Here is a 25,479-nt window from a genome sequence, read left to right on the forward strand (position 1 = left end):
CACCCCGTAGCAAGTGATTGCTGCGGGGTGTTTTGCTTTTAGGTGCCCCGAGTTTTAGGGGGAGGTCTAGGGGTAATGTTGTAATGGATTGCAGATCTGAAGCCTTGTGTGGTAAGGGATTGCCCTTTAAATTTCAGCTGTTTTTTTGAGATACAAACCGTTTGCGCTTCGCGCAGCACTACCGTTTTGCGACAAATATCTATACTGTAGCCATGGATAAAAAACGAGTGGATTGACGATGGAATACACCACGCGTTTGACCGTGAGCTTAGGCTCAGGTGGCGGGCTTATCTAATGGAATATGGATGAGTTTTCGCTGGCTCTCAGCATGACTAAGAGTATGATGAGCGCCGGAGGCAATCGCATTGCCTGTATGCAGTAAAATACCGCAAACGCAGATTGTTGTGCCATTGACCAAACTGGTACTGTGCGGTGACAAGGATAGCAATTGGTGCATGAGCACCGAGTCTTCAAGGAACCAAGTCCGTTCATTTATGGCTGCTCAGCAGAAAATAGCACTCTGCTGGGGAGTGAACTAGATGACTATATTGATCGGAGATAGAAATGAGCGAATTAAAAGTAGCAGCTCTACGTGCACTGAAACTGATGGATCTCACCACGTTGAATGACAACGATACGGATGCCAAAGTGATCCAACTTTGTCATGATGCGAAAAGTCCAGTCGGCAACACGGCTGCCATCTGTATTTACCCTCGCTTTATTCCTATTGCTAAGAAGACACTTCGCGAGCAAGGAACCCCTGAAATCCGTATTGCTACGGTAACCAATTTCCCTCACGGTAATGACGATATTGAAATCGCCGTTGCTGAAACGAAAGCCGCTGTTGCTTACGGTGCTGATGAAGTGGATGTGGTATTCCCATATCGCGCTCTGATCGCAGGCAACGAGCAAGTCGGTTTTGAACTGGTGAAACAGTGTAAAGCGGCTTGTGGCGACAAAGTGCTACTGAAAGTGATCATCGAAACCGGTGAGCTGAAAGAAGAAGCGCTGATCAAAAAGGCCTCTCAAATCTGTATTGAAGCAGGCGCAGATTTCATCAAAACCTCAACCGGCAAAGTGCCAGTGAATGCGACACCAGAATATGCGCGCATGATGCTGGAAGTGATCCGTGATATGGGCGTAGCCAAAACCGTCGGTTTCAAACCCGCCGGTGGTGTTCGTACCGCAGAAGATGCGCAGCAATATCTGGCGATGGCTGATGAGATCCTCGGTGGTGATTGGGCGGACAGCCGTCACTACCGCTTTGGTGCATCAAGCCTACTGACCAACCTTCTGAATACATTAGAAGTGACAGACCAAAAGGCAGATCCTGCCGCTTACTAATATCCATTGTGTCTGAGAGCAGCGCGAGGCTTCGCGCTGCTTAACCTCTTTACACTACGCAGTTTCTTTGGGAACTGGGAGGCAGCTATGTCTTTATCTCAAGCAAAGTATTTACCTCAAGAAATTATCCGCAGAAAGCGTGATGGTGAAGTTCTCACCAACGATGAAATCAACTTCTTCATTCAAGGTGTAGCGAATAACACCGTCTCTGAAGGGCAAATTGCCGCGTTTGCGATGGCGATTTTTTTCCGTGAAATGACTATGCCTGAGCGTATTGCACTGACGTGCGCGATGCGCGATTCCGGTATGGTGATTGATTGGAGCCACATGAATTTTGATGGTCCGATTGTCGATAAACACTCCACGGGCGGCGTGGGCGATGTGACCTCACTGATGCTTGGCCCTATGGTGGCAGCCTGTGGCGGTTATGTGCCGATGATTTCTGGTCGCGGCCTTGGTCACACCGGGGGGACGCTCGACAAACTTGAAGCCATCCCCGGCTATAACATTACCCCAACCAATGACGTGTTTGGCAAAGTGACCAAACAAGCCGGCGTGGCGATCATCGGCCAAACTGGTGATCTGGCTCCGGCGGATAAGCGTGTGTACGCAACGCGTGATATCACCGCGACGGTGGATAATATCTCGCTGATCACCGCTTCAATTCTTTCTAAGAAACTGGCGGCTGGCCTTGAATCGCTCGTGATGGATGTGAAAGTTGGATCAGGTGCTTTCATGCCAACTTACGAAGCATCTGAAGAGCTCGCCAAATCGATCGTGGCAGTGGCGAACGGCGCTGGCACCAATACCACGGCGATTTTAACTGATATGAACCAAGTACTGGCATCCTCTGCTGGTAACGCAGTGGAAGTGCGTGAAGCAGTACGTTTCCTCATCGGCGAATACCGTAATCCGCGTCTGTTGGAAGTCACTATGGCGTCGTGTGCCGAAATGTTGGTACTTGGCAAGTTAGCCAAAGATACCGCGCAAGCGCGTGAGAAACTGCAAGCAGTACTGGATAACGGCCAAGCCGCCGATCGTTTTGGCAAAATGGTCGCAGGCCTCGGTGGCCCAAGCGATTTTGTTGAAAACTACGACAAGTATCTTGCGAAAGCTGAGATTATTCGCCCAGTTTACGCTCAGCAATCTGGCGTGATTTCTGCGATGGATACCCGTGCCATCGGCATGGCGGTGGTGGGAATGGGCGGTGGCCGCCGCGTGGCGACCGATCGTATCGATTACGCTGTCGGCTTTGATCAGTTTATCCGTCTGGGTGAAATCGCCGACAACAACAAACCTTTAGCAATGATTCATGCCCGCAATGAAGAGCAGTGGCAACAAGCTGCCAATGCACTACAAAGTGCGATTAAAGTGGGCGGTGATTACGTACCAACACCGGATGTCTACCGTCAAATTCGAGCACAAGACGTGTAAGTTCGGGGGAGTGAGCAATGAAAAGAGCATTTATTTTAGTTTTAGACTCGTTTGGCATTGGCGCAACAGCCGATGCAGAAGCCTTTGGTGATGTCGGTTCTGATACCTTAGGTCATATTGCGGATCAATGTGCGCAAGGTTTGGCGGATAACGCAGAGCGTAAAGGCGCATTGCAACTGCCTAATCTTTCTAAGCTGGGTTTGGCGATGGCGCATAAAGAGTCGACCGGACGTTTTGCGCCGGGGCTGGATGAGCGTGCGGATATCATCGGCGCTTATGCCCATGCCGCAGAGCTGTCATCAGGCAAAGATACTCCGTCAGGTCACTGGGAAATTGCTGGTGTGCCAGTGCTGTTTGAATGGGGCTACTTTAGCGATAAGCAAAACAGCTTCCCGAAAGAGCTGACCGATCGCATTTTAGCGCGCGCGGGTCTGGACGGATTCTTAGGTAACTGCCACGCCTCGGGCACTCAAGTACTGGATGACTTGGGCGAAGAGCATATGCGCACGGGCAAGCCGATTTTCTACACCTCGGCAGATTCTGTATTCCAAATTGCCTGCCATGAAGAGACATTTGGTTTGGATCGTCTGCTGGAGCTGTGCCAAATCGCTCGTGAAGAGCTGGCGGATTACAACATCGGTCGCGTCATTGCGCGTCCATTCGTTGGCCCGGGCAAAGGACAATTTGCTCGTACCGGTAATCGCCGTGACTTGTCGGTTGAGCCACCTTCAGCCACAGTGCTGCAAAAGTTGGTGGAAGAGAAGCAAGGCCGAGTGGTCTCTATCGGTAAAATTGCCGATATCTACGCGTACTGCGGCATTACCGACAAAGTCAAAGCGACGGGCATTCCAGATCTGTTTGAAGCGACTTTAGAGCAGATTAAACAAGCCGGTGATAACACCATCGTATTCACTAACTTTGTGGATTTTGACTCCGCTTATGGTCACCGCCGTGATGTCGCAGGTTATGCGGCGGCATTGGAGTATTTCGATAAGCGTTTACCTGAAGTTCTAGCGCTGATGCAGGAAGATGACATTCTGATTTTAACTGCCGACCACGGCTGTGACCCAACATGGCCGGGCACTGACCATACTCGTGAACACATTCCGGTACTGGTTTATGGCAAGAAAGTGGCTCCGGGTTCATTAGGTCGTCGTGACACTTTTGCTGATATCGGGCAAACTCTGGCAAGCTACTTTGGCACTTCGCCAATGGATTACGGTAAGAACTTTTTATAATACGCATACCCTAAGGCTAGCTTCAGTCTTAGGGTTTTGTTGAATGATGGCGATTGAGCCAACAAACCAAAGGAACGAAAACATGGCAACTCCACATATTAATGCGCAAATGGGTGATTTCGCTGACGTTGTACTGATGCCGGGTGATCCGCTGCGCGCGAAATACATCGCAGAAAACTTCCTCGATAACGCAGTTCAAGTATGTGATGTGCGCAATATGTTCGGCTACACAGGCACTTACAAAGGCCGCAAGATCTCTGTGATGGGGCATGGTATGGGTATCCCATCTTGCTCAATCTATGTGACCGAGCTTATCAAAGATTACGGCGTGAAAAAGATCATCCGCGTCGGTAGCTGTGGTGCAGTGAACGAAGGCATCAAAGTGCGTGATGTGGTGATCGGTATGGGCGCTTGTACTGACTCTAAAGTGAACCGTATTCGCTTCAAAGATCATGATTTTGCTGCGATTGCGGACTACAAGATGGTAAAAGCTGCAGAAGAAGCGGCCAAAGCACGTGGTATCGACGTGAAAGTTGGCAACCTGTTCTCTGCAGAACTGTTCTACACGCCAGATCCTTCCATGTTCGATGTGATGGATAAATACGGCATCGTTGGCGTAGAAATGGAAGCGGCAGGCATTTACGGTGTAGCAGCGGAATACGGTGCGAAAGCACTAGCGATCTGTACTGTGTCTGACCACATCAAAACGGGTGAGCAAACCACCTCAGAAGAGCGTCAAAACACCTTCAATGAGATGATTGAAATCGCACTGGACTCTGTACTGATTGGCGACCAAGCGGGTTACTAATCTTTGTACTCGTGTTATCTCTGAATACAAAAAACCTCAGTCAGTACTGAGGTTTTTTTATCACTCAATTTATTTTTCCTGTTACTCATTCAAAGACTGTTCGGCTTGCTTGAGCAGTAAGTTCTCACCTGTTGGTTTTTTCGGTCTGCGTCGTAGTAACAGCGTGAGTAGCACACCGCTAACAAAACTCATCAACAGCATCCAATACATATTGTGGTCGCTCTTACGATAGTGGTGGTCTGAAATCGCCGTCACTTTACCGGTTTCAAAAGTAATGCGTACGAAACCAATTAAACTGCCGTCGTGAACTACGGGTTCAACTAATTGTTGGCGGCCAATGCTGGCAGTATGCAGTGGCGTATCTAAACCCAGCACTTCACGCACACTGAGCGCAGAGTCACTCGCGGCCAGCAATACGCCTTCAGAATCATAAATCGAGGCATCGAATACCAGACGATCAGTAGCAAGCTGGTTAGTGAGTGCTAACAGACGTTCCTGATCTTGATCGGCAATCATACTCCCCGCAGACATCGCCGCTTGAGTAATCAGAACTTTGGTTAAGGTTTCCAACTGGTTGGCTTGAATGCGTTCATTGCCTTTACTGATCACAACGCTGTTTTGGATGGTGATAAAAAACATGACTGCGACAGCGAGCACCGTTGCCACACGCACAACGACTCGGAATGAAAAAAGTGAACCATCCATGATGAGAGAAACCTACAAAAAACCAACTGCGCTCATATTGAGACTTGCGTTTTTAAATTGCAATAGGGTAACGTCTGGCTATACCGAATAAGGAAAGTGGACATGGATGCTTTAACAACTTTACCGATCAAAAAACACACAACGCTACTCAATCGTTTTCCTGAAACGCGTTTTGTCACCCAATTAGCGAAAAAACGTGCCAGTTGGATTGTGTTTGGACATTACCTAACTCCCGCTCAATTTGAAGACATGGATTTCTTCACCAATCGCTTCAATGCCATCTTAGATATGTGGAAAGTGGGACGTTATGAAGTCGCATTGATGGACGGTGAGCTGACGTCTGAGCATGAAACCATTCTTAAAGCGTTAGAGCTCGATTGCGCGCGGATTCAGGATGTGCCCGATCTTACCAAGCCGGGGTTAATTGTGCTGGATATGGACTCGACCGCGATCCAGATCGAATGCATTGATGAAATTGCTAAGCTTGCGGGAGTCGGGGAAGAGGTCGCTGAAGTCACTGAGCGCGCGATGCAAGGTGAGCTGGATTTTGAGCAGAGTTTACGTTTGCGAGTCAGTAAACTTAAAGATGCTCCGGAGCAGATCCTAAGCCAAGTACGCGAAACCCTGCCATTAATGCCTGAATTACCGGAGCTGGTGGCGACGCTGCATGCCTTTGGTTGGAAAGTGGCGATCGCCTCGGGCGGCTTTACCTACTTCTCTGATTATCTCAAAGAGCAGTTGTCGCTAGACTATGCACAGTCCAACACTCTAGAAATTGTGAACGGCAAACTGACCGGACAGGTGCTGGGAGAGGTAGTCTCCGCGCAAACCAAAGCCGATATTTTGCTGACGCTTGCTCAGCAATACGATGTGGAAATTCATAACACGGTAGCGGTTGGTGATGGCGCAAATGATTTGGTGATGATGGCGGCCGCAGGGCTTGGGGTGGCATACCATGCCAAACCTAAGGTTGAAGCCAAGGCGCAAACGGCGGTGCGTTTTGCAGGATTAGGTGGCGTTGTGTGTATCCTTTCTGCCGCTTTGGTGGCTCAGCAAAAACTGAGTTGGAAAAGTAAGCCTTAGCCCGCGCTTAGAACTTAGATTAATCAAATAAGCCACGTTCAGAGACGTGGCTTATTTTTGGAAGAGATAGCCCTAGTCTCAGGTCAACTCAAGTCGGATCAACACTTCCTCAGTAATATCGACCAATTCACCATAGCCGACTTGCGCCAGCATCTCCTTTTCTAAACTTTTTGAGTGGTGTGGGCTAATCTCGGCTAGTTCGGTCAAATCACTGCGCAGCAAGTTAGTTATTGGAGCAAACACGGGAACGCCACTGACCCGTAAAACGTAGAACTCACCCATCTCCAGTCCTTGGCGGATAAAACGAATGCGTTCACGAGTATCGGCAAAGTCACTCAATAAACGTGATTCCACAGATTGAATGCGAGTGCCATATTTCACCGCACTCAAATACACTTCGTGGTATTGCGGTACCGCACCTTCAATCCGCTTCATTGGCGTTGCGAGTAACGAGTTGGTATGGCCTTTAAATATTGGTTGTAGGGTAATCCGATTCTCACTGCCCAATTTGGCCAACAGCGCCAGATGAGGCGGGAGCGGGTAGTTCACCCCAATCACTTTGGGTTTGAGATTACTCCCGACTTTTTCAACAAAAATCGGAGTACTGACCATCTTATCAAGCAGAATATTATGCAAACTTTCCAGCAGCGCATTGCTGGGAAGTATTTCTTCTTTGGGGAGTAATTTATCTTGATTGTGTTCAATAATGCTATTGAAAAAGGCAATCGTTTTGAGCGTTTGTGACGTCTCCTCGATCATCAGTTGTAAGCGGCGTCCTTCGGGCCCAATACGCACCACCTTATACGGAGCATTCCCCAACGGGAGGTTTTTGTCATACAGTTTGAGTTCGAGATAGTCGACCCAAACCTGATCGTTGGCTTTAACATCCAGTGGAGTGTCCAAAATTAAACTCAGACCGCGTTTGGACAGATCCACCGTTGCTCCAGAGACTTTCTGCGCTTCCTTATTGATTTGTACCGGGGTTCTGAAACGGTAGCGCGGCTCTTTACGTCGCGAGCGTGCATCAAAATAGATGCCCATCGGCGTACCGACCACCTGACGCGGGTGGCGGAAATCATTCAGTGCGCTGCTCGATAAATTGGGTTTTTCGACCAGCAAATAATCGTGTGCCGCTTCCGTATCACTGATTTCCTGCAGTACACCGCAGTGAGTTAGCGAGCTGGATTGGTCGGCCAACTCACGAGAGTGTCCAGCAAGGGTTTGGCGCTCTTCGTCGGAGAGTTCAAACACAAACAGTCGAAACGCTTTCCAGCTATCGCGTTTAGCACCAATATGCCAAAACAGTTTGCGCTGCTCTTGGGTCGCCTCTGGCATCAGCATAGAGAAAAACAAAGTCTTGTGTTGGTGCTCATGCTTAAAGGCGTACAACACATTATTGCTACCACGAACGCCCGGAGCGGTTAAATGCGCCATGCGTTCTGGTTTGAATAAGGTACCTAGCGCTTGCTGGTTACGTTCATCGTGCCAGTATTGCCAAATCGGGCGATTATTCTCGGTGAGTAACGCTAACTTGAGTTCATTACCACTAAAAAACAGCGGCAAGTTACAAGTGTGTTTGAGGTACATGTGTTCATAACCACGAGTACGTGCGCGGATGATCTTATCTTGGTTGTCGTGGCGCGCTTTCTGAGTATTGGTCTGAATCGCTTCCTCAATGACTTTTTCAATCACGTCCGTATCACTGAGTTTTAATACGCGCAGAAATTTAATCGCATCACTGTCATAGGACTCATCGATGCCGAGAATCCGGTAATCGATGTTTTTATGCAGTCCAACCACGTTTGAAGTTTTATTCAATTCAGAAAAATAGATTTGAATCACCTCGCCCAGCTTGTAGTCAAATGCCGCTGGAACTTTTAACTTGGCTCCGGAAGGGGAGAGGTCAACACTCAGACCATGTACTAACTGCTCGTTCTTCAGGTGGATTTCGATCTGGCTGGAGATTTTTAAGCGGTTTTCTTGTCGCTTGAGGTCGTATCCGAGCTTGATCGGTTCTACTTCAAAACTCGTATCTTTCGGCTGGTCATTTTTGGGGTCGAGCTTACCTTGTTGCTTCATCACTCGGAAATTGTTGCGGGTATTATTGACCGCTTCCCAAACCCCTTCAGTATAGCCACCAAATTTTTTGAGGCATTTTTGGTAAGAGTTGAACGCCACATCATCAAGCCAGTGTTGGCGACCATCGAAATCGTATTCCCGACACTCCCCTTGAACTTTGCCACGTAAATCAATGCTTTTGGTACAAGGTGCCATCAGGCGGTTCAGTTCCATTTTGACCAATAATTTGGCTGAGGGGGGCTGCCCTTCGGTCATTTGCGACAAAAGGTAGTCAAGATCACCCGAACGGTAAACGGGGATAAGCCTTTCAACCAGAGAGAGAATTTCGGTCTGCTGCATACTTTTCTGTTAAAGTGTCTTCCATTCTGATGCATCGGCATCAACATACTAATCTTTAGCGATATGTTGCAGCCGTTCCACTTTTTCTTAAAGTATTACGCCTGATAAGTGAGAGCAAGTTCGAGGATTGATTGTGAAAGCTAAGCGCGCCTATGTATGTAACGAATGTGGAGCGGATTTTCCGCGTTGGCAAGGACAGTGTAATGCCTGTGGTTCGTGGAATTCGATTTCGGAAGTTCGCTTAGCCGCTTCACCGCAAGTGGCGCGCAATGAACGACTGGCTGGTTATGCGGGAGCCCTTGAAGCCAAAGTACAAACTTTGGCTGATATTGATTTACAAGAAGTGCCGCGTTTTACCAGTGGTTTCAAAGAGCTGGATCGCGTACTTGGCGGCGGAATTGTGCCGGGTGCTGCGATTTTGATTGGTGGTAATCCGGGCGCGGGTAAATCGACCTTACTACTGCAAACCATGTGTTTACTTTCCGGACAGATGCCGACGTTGTACGTGACGGGCGAAGAATCGTTGCAGCAGGTCGCGATGCGTGCTTCACGGCTTGGCTTACCGAAACAGCACCTAAAAATGCTCTCAGAAACCAATGTGGATCGTATTTGCCAGATTGCTGAGCAAGAAAAGCCGCGCATTATGGTCATCGATTCGATTCAAGTGATGCATGTGGCGGATGTGCAATCGTCCCCTGGGAGTGTCGCGCAAGTGCGTGAATCGGCCACGGCGCTTACCCGCTACGCCAAGCAAAATAACGTAGCAGTGTTTATTGTCGGCCACGTAACCAAAGATGGTACGTTGGCGGGACCTAAAGTACTTGAACACATCATCGATTGCTCGATTCTGCTTGATGGCGATACCGACAGCCGTTTTCGTACACTTCGTAGTCATAAAAACCGTTTTGGTGCGGTCAATGAACTCGGTGTGTTTGCGATGACCGGACAAGGGATGCGTGAGGTGAGTAATCCATCGGCGATTTTCCTTTCTCGTGGAGAAGAAGCCACATCTGGTAGCTCGGTGATGGTGGTGTGGGAAGGAACTCGACCACTTTTAGTAGAGATTCAAGCTTTGGTCGATTACTCACAACTCGCTAACCCAAGACGCGTTGCGGTTGGCTTAGAACAAAACCGTCTCTCTTTATTACTGGCCGTGCTGCATAAACACGGTGGTTTGCAAATGGCCGATCAGGATGTGTTCGTGAACGTAGTCGGTGGCGTGAAAGTGACGGAAACCAGTGCTGACTTAGCATTGCTGATGGCGCTACTTTCCAGCTTTCGCGATCGCCCTCTACCCAAAGATGTCGTGGTTTTTGGCGAGGTCGGGTTGGCGGGTGAAATTCGTCCCGTGCCGAGTGGTCAAGAGCGTCTTAACGAAGCCTTCAAACATGGTTTTAAGAAAGCGATTGTGCCGATTGCCAACATGCCGAAAGGTGGGGTTGAAGGCATGCAGATCCATGGTGTGAAAAAACTTTCTGATGCGATCGCGGCTTTTGATGAGCTGTAACGCGCTGCGGATTTTTAAAACCAATAACACCGAAAAGCGAAGCGTAAAAATATCACTATTGCGCCTCGCGAGCCGTTTGAGGATCACCTATAGTTTCTCAGCGATAGGCACTCGTTTATCTCCCTTGCTACTTGAAACTGCCGCCGTGTCGGCTGCAACGCTAAGTCGCTAGGGTATATTTTTTTTCAGCAAGCGCATGCAGGGGTATCAGTCTTGACAGATTGTGATATACTCTGCGCGCACTTTATACCTTATTAACAGAGTAAGACAATGGCAGATTTATCATTATACAGAAACATTGGTATTTTCGCGCACGTTGACGCGGGTAAGACCACTACCACTGAGCGTATCCTGAAGCTGACTGGTAAAATCCACCGTCTGGGCGAAGTACATGACGGCGCTTCAACAATGGACTTCATGGAACAAGAAGCTGAGCGTGGTATCACTATCCAGTCTGCTGCGACTACCTGTTTCTGGAAAGGTCACCGTTTTAACGTAATCGACACCCCGGGACACGTTGACTTCACCGTTGAAGTATACCGTTCTCTGAAAGTTCTTGACGGTGGTATCGGTGTATTCTGTGGTTCTGGCGGTGTTGAACCTCAGTCAGAAACTAACTGGCGTTACGCGAACGAATCAGAAGTATCTCGTCTGATCTTCGTTAACAAACTAGACCGTATGGGTGCTGACTTCTTCCGCGTAGTTGAGCAAGTGAAGAAAGTTCTTGGCGCAAACCCACTGGTTATGACTCTACCTATCGGCCGCGAAGATGAATTCGTTGGTGTGGTTGATGTACTAACACGTCAAGCGTTCGTATGGGATGACTCAGGTCTTCCAGAAAACTTCGAAATCAAAGAAGTTCCAGCAGACATGGTTGATCAGGTAGAAGAATACCGTGAAATGATGATCGAAACTGCTGTTGAGCAAGATGACGAGCTGATGATGGCTTACATGGAAGGCGAAGAGCCAACTGTTGAGCAAATCAAAGCATGTATCCGTAAAGGTACACGTGATCTCGCATTCTTCCCAACTTTCTGTGGCTCTGCGTTTAAAAACAAAGGTATGCAGCTAGTTCTGGATGCAGTTGTTGATTACCTACCTTCACCAACTGAAGTTGAGCCGCAACCACTGACTGATCCAGCAACGGGTGAGCCTACTGGTGAAGTAGCAACAGTATCTGTTGATGCACCACTAAAAGCGCTTGCGTTCAAGATCATGGATGACCGTTTTGGTGCCCTGACCTTCGTTCGTATCTACTCAGGTAAGATTAAGAAGGGTGATACCATTCTTAACAGCGCAACAGGTAAAACTGAGCGTATCGGCCGTATGGTTGAGATGCACGCAAACGACCGTAACGAAGTTGAATCTGCACAAGCAGGTGACATCATCGCGATCGTTGGTATGAAGAACGTTCAAACAGGTCACACTCTATGTGATCCTAAGCACGAATGTACTCTTGAGCCAATGATTTTCCCAACACCAGTTATCTCTATCGCTGTTAAGCCTAAAGATAAGAACGGTTCTGAGAAAATGGGTATCGCGATTGGTAAGATGGTTGCAGAAGATCCATCATTCCAAGTTGAGACTGACGAAGATTCTGGCGAAACCATCCTGAAAGGTATGGGTGAGCTACACCTAGATATCAAAGTAGACATTCTTAAGCGTACTTACGGCGTTGAGCTGGAAGTGGGTGCTCCTCAAGTTGCTTACCGTGAAACTATCACTAAAGCAGTTGAAGATAGCTACACACATAAGAAACAGTCTGGTGGTTCAGGTCAGTTCGGTAAGATCGACTACCGTATCCGTCCAGGAGAGCAAAACTCTGGTTTCACCTTCAAGTCAACAGTTGTTGGTGGTAACGTTCCTAAGGAATTCTGGCCAGCAGTTGAGAAAGGCTTCAAGTCTATGATGGATACCGGTACTCTTGCTGGCTTCCCTGTACTTGACGTTGAAGTTGAACTGTTCGACGGTGGCTTCCACGCAGTTGACTCATCTGCAATCGCATTTGAAATCGCAGCGAAAGGCGCATTCCGTCAGTCAATTCCAAAAGCGGCTCCTCAGCTTCTTGAACCAATCATGAAAGTGGATGTGTTCACTCCTGAAGATCACGTTGGTGACGTTATCGGTGACTTGAACCGTCGTCGTGGCATGATCAAAGACCAAGAAATGGGTCTGACAGGCGTACGCGTTAAAGCAGACGTACCACTATCTGAGATGTTTGGTTACATCGGTACTCTACGTACAATGACTTCTGGTCGTGGTCAGTTCTCTATGGAGTTCTCTCACTACTCAGCATGTCCAAACAACGTAGCTGAGCAAGTAATTGCTGAAGTTAAAGAGCGTAACGCGAAGAAGTAATTCTTTGTTTTAAAGCTTAAAAAGCCCCGTAAGTGAAAGCTTACGGGGCTTTTGTTTTCCTGCCGGTGAGGACGGTTCGACACGTAAGGTTGTGCGCTTAGGGTGCTAAGTACTTACTCTTCCCAAACGACTAGCTGACCTTTAGGCCAGTTTTGGCCGACATCGTGATATTTCTTCTCTAGAACATGACGTTTGATCTTGAGCGTTGGCGTTAAGATGCCGTTATCAATGCTCCAAGGATCTTTAATCATTAACACCCCTTTAATTTGTTCGTGGGATTCCAATTCACTATTGATACGTGCTATCACTTTTTGAGTGGTGCGTTCATAACGTTCACGATCAAAGTGAGGGAAATTGTGCGGAACGGCTAACAAGATAGGGGCTGGGAGACCAGAGCCGATCAAGCACATCATTTCAACTCGGCTGTATTCAAACAGCTTTTTCTCGATAGGAACGGGAGCGACGAACTTGCCTTTAGCGGTTTTAAAGGTGTCTTTTTTACGACCTTGAATGGTTAAATAGCCTTCACTGTCCAATGACCCGATATCGCCAGTATGTAGCCAACCGTCATCGTTAAAGCTTTCGGCTGTCGCGGTGTCATTTTTATAGTAGCCAGCAAACAAGCCTTTGCTGCGGACTAAGATTTCTTCATCCTCCGCGATTTTCAGTTCAATGCCCGGTCCTGCATTACCCACAGTTCCGATTTTGTCAGCACGGAATGGATAGTTGAGTGTGCTGTATGCAAAGGATTCCGTCATGCCCCATGCTTCGGTAATGTTTAGTCCGACACTGCGATACCATTCGAGTAATGCAGGGGAGACAGGTGCGGAGCCACAACCGAGAACGCGAGCTTTATCTAGCCCTAAACCATCGGCCAACTTACGTTTGATGAGTGAGTTGACGAAGGGGATTTTGAGCAGAATATTCAGCTTTTTCTGCGGCAGTTTATCTTGGATGCGTTGTTGGAACAGTGTCCATAAACGAGGTACAGAAATAAACAGGGTTGGACGGTGCATTTTGACATCTTCGATAAAGGTATCGAGAGATTCCGGAAATGCGGTCAGTACGCCACCGATGATTGATGAGCCAAAAATATAAACCCGCTCAGTGATATGAGCGAGGGGCAGATATGAGAAAAGTCGATCGTTTTCTTCGATGCCTATGTGGTTGATCAGTTGTTGGGCGGACCAAGTAAATGCGCCATAAGTGAGCATGGCACCTTTCGGTTGTCCTGATGTACCAGAGGTATAAACGATGGACATCAGTTTTTCATCAAAGTGGGTGGGGCGCTCTTCACTGGGTTGATGCTGTTTGATCAGCGTTTGAAACTCATATTGGCATTTGGCTGACGAAGGATAAGGAAGCGAGATACTGATGAGATTAGGACGCTCTGCTAACACATGCGCAGTGGCTTTATTATCATCCAGCTTGCCGACGATCAGGATTTTACTTTCACTGTGCTCAAGGCAGTAATAGATAGTCTCACTGCCTGCTGTCGGGAAGATAGGCACACTGATGTAATCCCCGAGCATCATGGCTAAATCGCAAATAAACCATTCCGCACAGTTTTTTGAAATTAATGCGACTTTATCGCCCGGCTCAGCCCCTAAGGCTCGCAAAGCGGAAACGAGGCGTAAAGCCTTATCCGCGACTTCGGCGTAAGTAAACTCAACAAATTGGCGGTTAATAATCTGCTTTAGGTACACCTCATTCGGGCGCTCTTTAGCCCAACGCAGCAACATCTCATTGGGTGGTGGGAGAGCACAAGGAGGGTGATTGAACTGATTAGGCTGGATCATTCTCAAACTCCGGGTAACGTTGTTATTATGTTAATTTATTGTAAAACGTAGCATGGGGAGCGTATTTCATCGAACCTTTTTGCATGGGAGAAATGTAAAACTTTAAGATCTGTCGGCGAGATCAAACAAGGCCCTGAATCTAATCAGTTAATGACTTATCCCAAACTGTTCAACGTTCGGTTCACGCCATTGGACGGATGTGCTCAGTGAGTAATACCTTCGTCCTTGGGATCTCGCTCAGGAAAACGAGTAACGATCTCTTTAAGTTCTTCCTGATTTTCACGAAGTGCATTTACACAGTGGCGATCTAATTTTCCGTTGCTGACCATTTTTTCCAGTTCCAATAGGGCATGAGGAATGGATTGTGCCTGTTTATAAGGCCGATGCGCGGTCAGTGCATCAAAGATGTTGGCGACCGCAATAATGCGTGCTGGGATAGGAATTTGATCACTCATCAGCCCAAATGGGTAGCCGCTGCCATCCAAAAACTCATGGTGATAAGCCATGATTTCTCGCAAAACGGCCAAACAAGGATGGTGAGGCGTTCCTAGCTTTTCAATCACCTCGTTGAGCAAGTCAATTCCATATTCAATGTGACTATGAATTTGCTCTTTTTCATGGCTGGCCAGCGAAGCGCGTTTTTGCAAAAGGTCGGCGGGTAAGGCTAATTTGCCAAGATCGTGGCAAGTGGCAAACTGGCTGACGTTTTCTATGAGCTCATCATCGAGCGCATACTGATCTGCGACATCGAGTGCGATGATCCGCGCGTAACGGCTGATCCGCTCTTTATGTTGCTTGATGTGGAGCCAGTGTTCGGGAGATTGAGTTTCAATTTGGTGTACATGGTCAACCAACTGATGGATTAAGGCGTATTCACCACAGATGGATTGTTGGATGAGCGATAAATAGGTTTCTAGCCGTTCAACGACTGACGCAGAAAAATAATGGCTCATTGAAGCGTTAAAAAATAGGAAACCGACGAAGGTGTGTTGATCAAAAACGGGTTTCACTAACGAAGAGCAATATTGCTGTTCCAGCAACCAGCGGTTATGAGGTGTATGGCTTTTGGCTTGATTCGCGAGATCGTGAATAATGCGCAGTGCACCGGACTCTTTGCTCTGTTGTAAAGAGGGTAAGTTCGCAAGTGGTAACTCATAATGCACAAAGTCATGACTGACCGGAGAGCTGTCGGCACAGGTTTTAATCGAGTCTTTCTTCTCATCGTACAGAGCGAATGAAATCCTTTGGATATCAGGCAGATCTACCCGAATTTTCTCGAGCATATTGGTTAAATAGGTATTGAGCGAACCCACCGATGGGTAATAGCGAAACTGACCGACTTTGGGTTGCATCTGCATATCACCGCCCTTCCTTGTTAGCTACTCGTTAAGTTTAGACAAGGTTTTGTGGATTGCCGCATTAGGGCGGTGTTTTTCTATGTCTGTTTTACTACTCGATCACATCCCGTTGCTTTTTAGATCAAGCCGCTGAGCACACCAAATAACAAGGCGCTCCCCACCATACCAATTAAAGGAAGTCGCAAGACTTTAAACAGGAAAAATCCGACTAACAGAGCTGCCCAATCGAGTGGGGCATGTACCGTACTACTCCAAACTGGCTGATATAACGCCGCGAGCAGTAAACCGACCACACAGGCGTTTACTCCTTGCATGGCTCCAGCTACTTTTGGGCGCTGAGCCAATGCCGACCAATTTTTGAGTACGCCGAGTAGCAATAAAAAACCGGGGAGAAACACGGCTAAGGTTGCGATTAAAGCGCCAACCACGGGCATCTCTGGTGTCAGCACATAGCCAAGGTAAGTGGCTAAGGTAAACATTGGGCCCGGCACCGCTTGGGCTGCCGCGTACCCAGTCAGAAATTGATCGGTCGCTAGGCTGTCACCTAAGGCATTTTGCAGCAAGGGAAGAACCACATGACCGCCACCAAACACCAAGCTTCCCGCTTGGAAGAAATGGCCAAACAACTCAACCAGCGGTGAGCTTGCAGCCAATAGCGGCAGTCCGAGTAATAAACTCACAAAGAGCAGCAGTGAAAGCCAAGAGGGGCGAAAAGCCTCGAGCGAAGAAGACGGTTGTGGCGCTAAGCGGGCTTGGCCAACCAATGCGGCAAGCAGTAACACCGCAAATTGTGTGAGTAAACCGGGTGCCAGCGTAATCGCAACCGCAGTCAGAACGCATAATGCTGCAGTAAGACGCTGCTGACAAAAATTGCGATACATGGTTAAACAGGCATCGGCCACCACTATGATCGCGAGTAGCTTCAAGCCATGAATCACTTGTTCAAACAGTGGGGTATCAAGGAGATGGCTGCTCAGCCCCGCGAGCAGCAGCATGATGAGCACGGAGGGAAGGGTAAAACCGAGAAACGCCGCCCAAGCGCCAGCCAGACCACCACGATGATAACCAATCGCAAAACCAACTTGGCTAGAACCGGGGCCCGGTAGAAACTGGCTTAGAGCGACAAACTGCGCGTATTCCTGCTCGCTAAGCCAGCCTAACTTTTCCACAAAAGTATGACGAAAATAGCCAATATGTGCCGCCGGGCCACCAAAGCTCACCCAACCTAAAGCAAAAAAAGTTTTAAAAATCGTCAGCATAATGATCTGAAGTCATCCGTAATCAATGGAAGGTCAACATCCGTAGGAGCATAGGTTATGGAGAGCCAAAGCACAGAACAACTCCGAATGTGTAAAAAATTACACCATTATGATGGCAATCGTATGAATCGATTCAGAAATTGAAAAAATGGGTCAATATCGACCTCTATTTAAGGTGTGGAAACGTTTACACAATTGGTGAGTGGTTCACAGAATCGGTGTTTGAAAGTTTGTTAGACTTTTTTGCATCTGCAGCATGTCATCATTCCTATTCAGAGCTGCGAATCTTATTGAATGACTTCTTTACTCCTCGGCTTGAGGGATGTACGCCGTAGAGCAAAGGCGTTATTGGCTTGTTGCTTCGCGTATTCAAGAGGATCTTATGCGCAACTTCTCCGATATTCTTCTTAGCCAAGATTGGCAAAACCCTCACATCGTTAAATGGCACTGCCGTACGCCCCATGTTCCTTTGCACAGTTATCGCACTGAGCAGGAGGCTCGTTTAGCTGTTGGGGGGAGTCGCCAATCTCTAAATGGTCAGTGGCGATTTGCTCTGTTTGAGCGGCCAGAAGCGGTTGAGCCTGCGGTGATAGAGGCGGATTTCGATGATAGCGCTTGGGCACACATTCCTGTACCGAGTAACTGGCAGATGCAAGGCTTTGATAAGCCGATTTACACCAACATCCAATATCCATTTGCGGATCGGCCGCCTTACGTGCCGCAAGATAATCCAACCGGCTGTTATCGCCACCGTTTTACACTGGAAAAACAAGCGCTAACGGAGTCCACTCGCATCGTTTTTGATGGCGTAAACTCGGCATTTCATCTGTGGTGCAATGGTCATTGGGTCGGTTATTCGCAAGATAGCCGCTTGCCGGCCGAGTTTGATCTCACCCCTTATCTACAAGAGGGTGAAAACCTGTTGGTGGCCATGGTGCTGCGCTGGTCTGATGGCTCTTATTTGGAAGACCAAGATATGTGGTGGCTGAGTGGCATCTTTCGCGATGTGTATCTCTACCGCAAGCCGATACTCGCGATTGAAGATTTTTTTATCCGCACTGAATTGGATGCGCTTTATCAACACGCTGAATTGCGAGTAGAAACTCGCTTAAGCCAAGTGACTCGTCATCATCAAGTGCAAGTGGCTTTATTCGATGCACAAGGTGAATGCGTGGCGCGTTCACAAGCCTTACATACAGGCCAGCGTGTAGTGGATGAAAAAGGAGCATGGCACGATAAAACCGAACACAGTTTAGCGATTTGCTCTCCGACACTGTGGAGTGATGAAGCACCTTACCTTTACCGCTGCGTGATCAGTTTGCTTGATGAAGATGGCACGCCGATTGAGTTTGAAAGTGCGGCAGTCGGTTTTCGCAAAGTAGAAATCGCTCAGGGGCTACTGAAGCTCAATGGTCAGCCCTTGTTGATCCGCGGGGTGAACCGTCATGAACATCACCCAGAACTCGGGCATGTGATGGATGAAGCAAGCATGCGTCGCGATATTGAATTGATGAAACAGAGCAATTTCAATGCGGTGCGCACCGCCCATTACCCCAATCATCCGCGTTGGTACGAACTGTGTGATGAGTACGGTTTGTATGTGGTGGATGAGGCCAATCTCGAAACCCACGGCCAATTTCCGATGAGCCGACTTTCCAATGATCCACAATGGGTGAATGCCTATTTGCAGCGCATGATTGGCATGGTGGAGCGCGATAAAAACCACCCTTGTGTGATCATTTGGTCGCTCGGCAATGAATCGGGGATTGGTACCAATCATCACGCCATGTATCAGTGGACGAAACAGCGCGACCCATCGCGTCCTGTGCAATACGAAGGGGGCGGCGCTAATACGGCGGCGACCGATATTGTTTGCCCGATGTACGCGCGGGTCGATCAGCATCAGCCGCATCCTGCGGTTCCCAAATATGCACTGAAAAATTGGATCAGTTTGCCGCAGGAAAACCGCCCCCTCATCTTGTGTGAATATGCTCATGCGATGGGCAACAGCTTGGGCGCGTTTTATAAATACTGGCAGGCGTTTCGTGAGTTTCCTCGTCTGCAAGGTGGCTTTATTTGGGATTGGGTCGATCAGGGCATTTCCAAATGGGATAGCGAGGGGCGCCACTATTGGGGCTATGGCGGTGATTTTGGCGATACGATTAACGATCGCCAATTCTGCATAAACGGTTTGCTGTTTCCAGATCGCACGCCGCATCCGGCTTTGCATGAAGTCAAAAAAGTCCAGCAGCCGTACCAGTTTTCGCTGAGCTATCCCAAGCTCACCATTCACAATGAGCGCTTGTTTGCAGCGCTGCCGCTGGAGCTGGTAGTCAGTGTGCTGTGCGATGGGCAAGAGATTAAGCAAGAGCGTCAGCCGCTCGATATTGCGCCGCGCGGCACAATCACGCTGGATTTAGCGTCGCTGCCAATGTTGCCAGAACATGAATACCACCTCAATGCAGTCTTGTTGTGTCGTGAGGATCAGCCTTGGTCTAAGGCTGGGTACTGTATTGCTAGTGAGCAGTGGTGTTTGCAGCCACGAAGAAGCATGTTACCTAAAATCACACATGCTCCGCTGCCTCAATGGCAGCAAGATGGGGATAAGGTGCGCATCGAGGCGGCCAATCAGCAATGGCAGTTTAACCGCCAAACTGGGCTATTGGAGCAGTGGTGGCAAAATGGTCAGCCCGTGTTGAGTGAGCCGCTGCGCGATAACTTTTACCGCGCGGTGCTGGATAACGATATTGGTACTAGCGAAGCGCAGCATCTTGACCCGAACAGCTGGATCGCACGTTGGCATGCGGCGGGCTTAGATAAGCTGCGTGTGGAATGTGACGATCTTCGCGTCACCACCTTGAACGAGAGTGTCGAAGTGGTGGTCGATGTCGCCCATTACCATCAGCAAGCGTTAGCGCTTCGTACCCGTTGGCGTTACCAAATATTCGGTGATGCGCGGGTAGAACTGAATGTTGAGGTGAGGGTGTGCGCCGATTTGCCGCCGCTACCAAGAGTGGGGTTAACGCTCGCATTGCCAGTGACAGAAACCCCAGTGTTTTGGTTTGGTCGTGGGCCGCATGAGAATTATCCGGATCGTTTGCAATCGGCGCATGTGGGGCGATACACCGCCACAGTGGATGAGCTGCATACACCGTACATTTTCCCGAGCGAAAATGGTTTGCGCTGTGATACTCGCCAGCTACAAGTGGGCACTTTGGTGGTGGAAGGGCATTCTCATTTCTCGCTTAGCCGCTACTCACAAGCGATGTTGGATAAAGCCAAACACAGCAACGAGTTGATGGCAGGCGATAAGTTGTATCTCAATCTGGATGCGCAGCATATGGGCGTGGGCGGCGATGATTCGTGGAGCCAAAGTGTGCACCCTGAGTTTTTGCTCACTCAGCCACACTATCAGTATCAGCTCACCTTACGTGTGAAAGCGTCATCCCCACAATAAGCCAGAGAGCCTTAAGGCTCTCTTTTTTGTGCCACGCTGTCGCGGCGAACTATGGTGGGCGAAAAGATCATCGGATCATTTTCACGCGGCGCATCGGTTGCCAAAGCAAGAGCCAATTGAGTGGCTTTTTCTGCCATCAGTTGGATTGGGTAACGCACGGTCGTCAGGCGTGGGCGCAAATAACGCGAAATCAGGGCATCGTCAAAACCAATCACTGAGACATGTTCAGGAACCGAATGCCCATTTTCCTCAAGCACCAACAGGGCTCCGGCGGCCATATTGTCGTTGTAGGCGACCACTGCGGTAAAAGGCAGTGATTTCACCAGTAGGTTAGTCATCGCCTGTTCGCCGCCTTCACTGTCTGGGCTGGCTTTTTCAATATAGCTGCTGCTTAGGGTGATGCCATGTTCGTTCAAGGCTTGTTGATAGCCCGCAATACGCTGATCGGCATCCTCTATTTGATGAGAGGAGCTGATGCAAGCAATGTTTCTATGTCCTTGACGGATGAGAAAATCGGTTGCTAAATAAGCACCTTTCTGGTTGTCGAGTGAAATACAGCGATCGGCGAGCTGAGGAATATGGCGATTGATCAACACCAGCGTTTTTACCTCGTTGGCGTACTCAATCAGCTCTTCATCGGGAAGCGCTTTGGAGTGGATGACCAAGGCATCACAACGGCTGTTGATGAGCAGTTCCAGCGCGCGGCGCTCTTCTTCCGCTCGGTGATAGCCGTTGCCGATCAGCAAATGTTTTCCTTCGCGGTGGGCGACAGTGTCGACGGCTTTGACTAAAGTTCCAAAGAAGGGATCAGAAACATCGCTGACCAAGACCCCTATGGTATTGGTGCTTTGATTGACTAAAGCGCGAGCGGCGGCGTTCGGACGATAGCCGAGTTTGTGCATCGCACTGGTCACCGCATCAATCGAGGCTTGGCTAGCTTTCGGGGATTTGTTGATGACGCGTGAAACCGTTGCCACAGATACACCGGCTTCACGCGCTACGTCTTTTATGGTTGCCATAAGATTCCTTCTCTATCACAGGCGCAATAGTAGCGCTCTCTGTGAAAACAGCGCAATTGTAACTGAGTACATAAGAGTGAATTGTGAGCCATGACGCTTGTTCAACAGGGATTGGCGTAAAGTGTAAACGTTTTTAATGATTAAGAAGGATAAGAGTTATGGACTCGGCGTTTTTGACGGTAGGGTACGATGATTTTGCGCGGCTGGATTTACGTATTGGCACTATTGTTGAGGTGAAGATTCATCCTCGTTCGACCCGCAACTATATTGTGCAGATTGCGTTGGGAGAGCAGATGTTGCAAGCCGTCACCGCGTTAGCGCCTTATTACTCGTCAGAACAATTACTCAATCAACAAGTGGTGGTGCTGTGCAATCTCAAACCGAGCTTAGTGGCTGGTGTAGAATCCCACTGCATGCTGCTGTGCGCGGAAACGCAAGATGGGGAAGAGAGTGTCTTGCTCACCCCACAACGGATTATCGCCAATGGGGTGAGAATCGTTTAGCGTACAGCGGCAATCAGTTGATCAATCAAGCCATGCTGCTCCGGTTTCACCCCCGCCAAGTTGCCATATTTTGGGGCGTGGCGGTCATTGTCTAACGGATGTTGCCAGCCCAAGGTTTGCTTGACAAATTGCCGTGCAAACGCTTCGGAAAACTCAAGGCAGCCACTGAGTACGGTATCGACATAGGTTTGCACGATCGGGCTTTGTGAACAGGGCGGTTGATGCTGCTCGGTGACGTAAATCCAAATCGGTTTTTCAGGAGCAAAATGCTCGTGTGTGTGAATACGATCTGCGGTTAACGCGATGCGCTGATAACCGCGCTCACGGCGATCAAACTCCGCTAACGTAACCTCATCAATTTCCAACAGCACGCCATTAATTTTCCCGTCGCCTTGATGAACCACTAAGGGCGAAAGAATATAACTGTCATCGATTTTGCCAAAATAGCGCACCAATCCGGTTGCGCTGGCGGGAATGGCACGCCCAGTCTGGCCGGTTAAACGGCGTGAAGCAGAATTAATCAGGCTTCCATAGCCAAAGATGTACATGATGAATTCCTGTAACGATTTACGATTGATTATCAAAAAAGCGCAGACGGCGCAAAATCCAAAACTCTAAGCCGAAAATTAGCCCAAGTCCTGCACAAAACAGCCCAAAGGCGATGGGCGATTCAGTCCCCGGAATGCCGCCAACGTTCACGCCTAACAAACCCGTTAAGAAACTGGTCGGTAGGAAAATTGCCGCGATCACGGAAAACAAATACGTGTTCTGGTTCATCTTCTCTGCATGGTACTGGCGCAGCTCACCTTTGATGATTTCCAGCTCACTCAAGAAGAAGTCCAAGGTTTCGTTAATCCGCGTTACCGTGTTGACGCTGTGGCGCAAACGTAAATGTTGGCTCTGCGCTAGGGCGACTTCCGAATTGAGATAATCATCCAAAGCGTATTGCTGCGGCTTAATGAAACGCTTCAATTTGAGCAGTGATTTATGGGTTTGCATCAGCTCATTACTGAGTTCGAGTTCTTCATCAAACTGGGTGATGCGTTCCTCAATCTGGTCGAGATAGAGGTCGATGTTTTTATTCAGTTCGTCGACCACACGCACAATCAGCTCTGCTAAGTTCGATGGGCCTTGGCCGGCTTCAAGCGTTGAGCGTACAGTGCTGATCGCTTTAGACGGTGTTTTACGCGTCGAGATCAACGCGCCGTGATAATAGAGAATACGCACACTGAGCATGTCCGCAGGATCCGCGTTATCGTTAAGATTCACCCCACGCAAAATCAGCAGAAAGTTCTGTTCATCATACTGCTCAAACAGGGGGCGAGTATCTTCGGCCAACAAACTGTCGATCACCGAAGAGGGAACATTTTGGTCGAGTAACCACTCGCGCAGCCCTTTAGCGTCGCGTTGGCAGTGATACCAATCACCCGCTTGTAGCTGTTGCAATTGAGCAGGATGCCGTTGTGGCGCGGAATCGCCAAAACGCCAGTGATCGATGAGAAACTCCATGGTGATCCTTGTTTCAAAACCTTGATGGCAAGAAAGTAACAATGGAGCGATAAAGAGTCAAAGCCCAGAATATTTCTGGGCTTTGATTAGAGGAGGATATTCCCTTCCTACTTGAAGTTGCAGCGGTGTTGGCTACGTTCGTTCACCCCAATCACATAGTCTATCTATGCTCATGGGGACTCACTTGCCGCCTACCTGCCACTCCAAGTGGTTTGGGAATAAACGGCTTAAAAACCACGCATTTGAATGCGACGTAAGAACTCGGTCATGATGCGATCGTAGAGCAGATCGCCCAAGAAGGCGTCTTCCACATGGTGATCGATACTCGGGTTATCGTTCACTTCAATGACATACACTTGGCCATCAATCTCTTTAAGATCCACACCGTAGAGTCCGCCACCAATCAGGTTTGCAGCTTTGACCGCCACATCGACCACATGCTTCGGTACTTGTTTGAGATCGAGCGTTTCAAAGCCACCTGCGGTCACGCGGCCGCTGTTATGGTGTTGGTAAATCTGCCAGTGGCCACGGCTCATCATGTACTTACAAGCAAAAATCGCTTGGCGGTTCATCACCCCGATACGCCAGTCAAAGTCGGTCGGCATAAAGGCTTGCGCCAAAATCAGCGCGCTTTTCTCAAACAGGGTGCCGGCTTCTTTCTCTAGCTCTTGCTCATTGCGCACTTTCACCACACCGCGAGAAAAGGCACCATCAGGAATTTTCAGCACCATAGGGAAATCCAACTGCTCCATCAGCCCGGTTTTCCACTCTGGGTCAAAACTGCGGATGATCACGCTCTTCGGTGCGGGTACCTTGTTGGTTTCCAACAGCTCAGTCAAAAACACCTTGTTGGTGCATTTCATGATTGATTCAGAGTCATCCATCACCACTAAGCCCATCTTCTCGGCGGTTTTCGCGAAGCGATAGGTGTAGTTACTGATGTTGGTGGTGGCGCGAATAAACAGACCATCAAATTCCCCTAAACGCGACAAATCATCCGGTGAAATGGTTTCCAAGTTCATGCCTAAGCGGTTGGCGGCGCGGTGGAAACGTTTGAGCGCAGAAGCATCAGACGGTGGCATTTTTTCATCTGGGTCGACCAGCATTGCGATGTCGTAGCGGTACTTCTTCTCTTGCTTTGGACGACGCCACACTTTGGTAGAGAACATTTCTAGCGACTCAATGAAGAAATCCTGCTCGGGGTCTTCTAAGTCTTGAAACGGGAAGGGCGCGATTTTGATGATCTGCCATTGCCCTTGGTATTTGTGCATTTCCAGTTCAATCACGGGCACCATGAACTGCTCAAACAGGCGGCGCGCCAGTTTTTCTAAGCCTTTTTGTGGAGTGCGGCCAAAGTAAATTTTAGTGCTGATCACATCTGTGCCGCTGCTCAGTTTGTGCATCTTGATCAGGCCGGAAGAGAGGAAAAACGGCTGATTGATGTCATTGATCGCCATCACGCGCGGGATCACGCGGTGGCCACGGGCTTCGGCCATCAAGGAAACATAGTAACCGCTACTCATGTAGCCGTAATCGCGACACAGGTTGACTACCTGTACACTGCGGTGATTGAATTTCCAGTCAGTATCGAGATACTGATCGACACTAACAACTTGTTCTGAAGGGAAATATTGTTGCCAGTCACTGACCTGATCGGTCACGATTAAAAGGTTAGCCATC

19 protein-coding genes are annotated in these 25,479 nt (G+C 48.8%); 9 read left to right on the plus strand and 10 right to left on the minus strand.

The genetic code is table 11. The features are described 5' to 3' along the window. Window positions 1-274: 274 nt before the first annotated feature. Window positions 275-457, minus strand: a complete 183-nt coding sequence (locus CEQ48_RS07260) for a hypothetical protein (protein WP_089070776.1) — start codon at window positions 455-457, stop codon at window positions 275-277. Between the two features lie 107 nt (window positions 458-564). Here CEQ48_RS07260 and deoC point away from each other — a divergent pair, with 107 nt between their 5' ends. The 4 genes from deoC (at window position 565) to deoD (ending at window position 4,824) form a co-directional block, all read left to right on the plus strand. Further along, a complete protein-coding gene (gene deoC, locus CEQ48_RS07265; protein WP_001292546.1) occupies window positions 565-1,344 on the plus strand; it encodes a deoxyribose-phosphate aldolase in 780 nt (259 codons plus the stop codon). 87 nt (window positions 1,345-1,431) lie between these two features. Beyond that, window positions 1,432-2,778, plus strand: a complete 1,347-nt coding sequence (deoA, locus tag CEQ48_RS07270) for a thymidine phosphorylase (protein ID WP_089070777.1) — start codon at window positions 1,432-1,434, stop codon at window positions 2,776-2,778. A gap of 17 nt (window positions 2,779-2,795) precedes the next feature. Continuing rightward, window positions 2,796-4,016 carry a phosphopentomutase gene (locus tag CEQ48_RS07275; protein ID WP_032474747.1) on the plus strand — a complete coding sequence of 407 codons (1,221 nt, stop codon included), beginning with the start codon at window positions 2,796-2,798 and terminating at the stop codon, window positions 4,014-4,016. An 82-nt stretch (window positions 4,017-4,098) separates the two neighbouring features. Then, the gene (gene deoD, locus CEQ48_RS07280; protein ID WP_000224887.1) at window positions 4,099-4,824 is read left to right on the plus strand and encodes a purine-nucleoside phosphorylase; all 726 of its coding nucleotides are present in this window, start codon (window positions 4,099-4,101) and stop codon (window positions 4,822-4,824) included. 81 nt (window positions 4,825-4,905) lie between these two features. Here deoD and CEQ48_RS07285 read toward each other — a convergent pair whose 3' ends face one another. Continuing rightward, window positions 4,906-5,529: a YtjB family periplasmic protein gene (locus tag CEQ48_RS07285; protein WP_000349088.1), complete on the minus strand. Its 624-nt coding sequence runs from the start codon at window positions 5,527-5,529 to the stop codon at window positions 4,906-4,908. 102 nt (window positions 5,530-5,631) lie between these two features. Here CEQ48_RS07285 and serB point away from each other — a divergent pair, with 102 nt between their 5' ends. Beyond that, a complete protein-coding gene (serB, locus tag CEQ48_RS07290) occupies window positions 5,632-6,612 on the plus strand; it encodes a phosphoserine phosphatase (protein ID WP_198301226.1) in 981 nt (326 codons plus the stop codon). A 78-nt stretch (window positions 6,613-6,690) separates the two neighbouring features. Here serB and CEQ48_RS07295 read toward each other — a convergent pair whose 3' ends face one another. Beyond that, on the minus strand, window positions 6,691-9,030 hold the full coding sequence (locus CEQ48_RS07295; RefSeq protein ID WP_089070779.1) for a PilZ domain-containing protein: 2,340 nt from the start codon (window positions 9,028-9,030) through the stop codon (window positions 6,691-6,693). A gap of 130 nt (window positions 9,031-9,160) precedes the next feature. On the opposite strand from CEQ48_RS07295, the gene radA reads away from it, so the two are divergent. Further along, window positions 9,161-10,537 carry a DNA repair protein RadA gene (radA, locus tag CEQ48_RS07300; RefSeq protein ID WP_089072358.1) on the plus strand — a complete coding sequence of 459 codons (1,377 nt, stop codon included), beginning with the start codon at window positions 9,161-9,163 and terminating at the stop codon, window positions 10,535-10,537. A gap of 270 nt (window positions 10,538-10,807) precedes the next feature. After that, a complete protein-coding gene (gene fusA, locus CEQ48_RS07305) occupies window positions 10,808-12,895 on the plus strand; it encodes an elongation factor G (protein ID WP_089070780.1) in 2,088 nt (695 codons plus the stop codon). 113 nt (window positions 12,896-13,008) lie between these two features. Here the strand turns inward: fusA and CEQ48_RS07310 are convergent, their stop codons facing one another. The 3 genes from CEQ48_RS07310 to chrA all read right to left on the minus strand — a co-directional run bounded on the left by CEQ48_RS07310 (window position 13,009) and on the right by chrA (window position 17,311). Then, window positions 13,009-14,694, minus strand: a complete 1,686-nt coding sequence (locus tag CEQ48_RS07310; protein ID WP_198301227.1) for an AMP-binding protein — start codon at window positions 14,692-14,694, stop codon at window positions 13,009-13,011. 203 nt (window positions 14,695-14,897) lie between these two features. Continuing rightward, window positions 14,898-16,052 carry an HD-GYP domain-containing protein gene (locus tag CEQ48_RS07315; protein WP_089070782.1) on the minus strand — a complete coding sequence of 385 codons (1,155 nt, stop codon included), beginning with the start codon at window positions 16,050-16,052 and terminating at the stop codon, window positions 14,898-14,900. A gap of 116 nt (window positions 16,053-16,168) precedes the next feature. Next, the gene (gene chrA, locus CEQ48_RS07320; RefSeq protein WP_089070783.1) at window positions 16,169-17,311 is read right to left on the minus strand and encodes a chromate efflux transporter; all 1,143 of its coding nucleotides are present in this window, start codon (window positions 17,309-17,311) and stop codon (window positions 16,169-16,171) included. A 382-nt stretch (window positions 17,312-17,693) separates the two neighbouring features. On the opposite strand from chrA, the gene CEQ48_RS07325 reads away from it, so the two are divergent. Then, on the plus strand, window positions 17,694-20,768 hold the full coding sequence (locus CEQ48_RS07325) for a beta-galactosidase (protein WP_089072359.1): 3,075 nt from the start codon (window positions 17,694-17,696) through the stop codon (window positions 20,766-20,768). Between the two features lie 11 nt (window positions 20,769-20,779). Here the strand turns inward: CEQ48_RS07325 and CEQ48_RS07330 are convergent, their stop codons facing one another. Beyond that, entirely contained in the window at window positions 20,780-21,787 is a 1,008-nt protein-coding gene (locus tag CEQ48_RS07330; protein ID WP_019829868.1) for a substrate-binding domain-containing protein, read from the minus strand. Window positions 21,788-21,945: 158 nt separating this feature from the next. Here CEQ48_RS07330 and CEQ48_RS07335 point away from each other — a divergent pair, with 158 nt between their 5' ends. Then, entirely contained in the window at window positions 21,946-22,290 is a 345-nt protein-coding gene (locus CEQ48_RS07335) for a tRNA-binding protein (RefSeq protein WP_089070784.1), read from the plus strand. Here CEQ48_RS07335 and CEQ48_RS07340 read toward each other — a convergent pair. From CEQ48_RS07340 to CEQ48_RS07350, 3 genes are all read right to left on the minus strand, one after another. Next, window positions 22,287-22,838, minus strand: coding sequence for a gamma-glutamylcyclotransferase family protein (locus CEQ48_RS07340; RefSeq protein ID WP_198301228.1), 552 nt, complete (start codon window positions 22,836-22,838; stop codon window positions 22,287-22,289). The genes CEQ48_RS07335 and CEQ48_RS07340 overlap by 4 nt on opposite strands. Window positions 22,839-22,857: 19 nt before the next feature. Continuing rightward, a complete protein-coding gene (locus tag CEQ48_RS07345) occupies window positions 22,858-23,799 on the minus strand; it encodes a zinc transporter ZntB (RefSeq protein WP_185841223.1) in 942 nt (313 codons plus the stop codon). A 227-nt stretch (window positions 23,800-24,026) separates the two neighbouring features. Next, window positions 24,027-25,478, minus strand: coding sequence for a RimK family ATP-grasp domain-containing protein (locus CEQ48_RS07350; protein ID WP_001285017.1), 1,452 nt, complete (start codon window positions 25,476-25,478; stop codon window positions 24,027-24,029). Window position 25,479: the final 1 nt, after the last annotated feature.

Source organism: Vibrio tarriae, assembly GCF_002216685.1.
Classification (GTDB): domain Bacteria; phylum Pseudomonadota; class Gammaproteobacteria; order Enterobacterales; family Vibrionaceae; genus Vibrio; species Vibrio tarriae.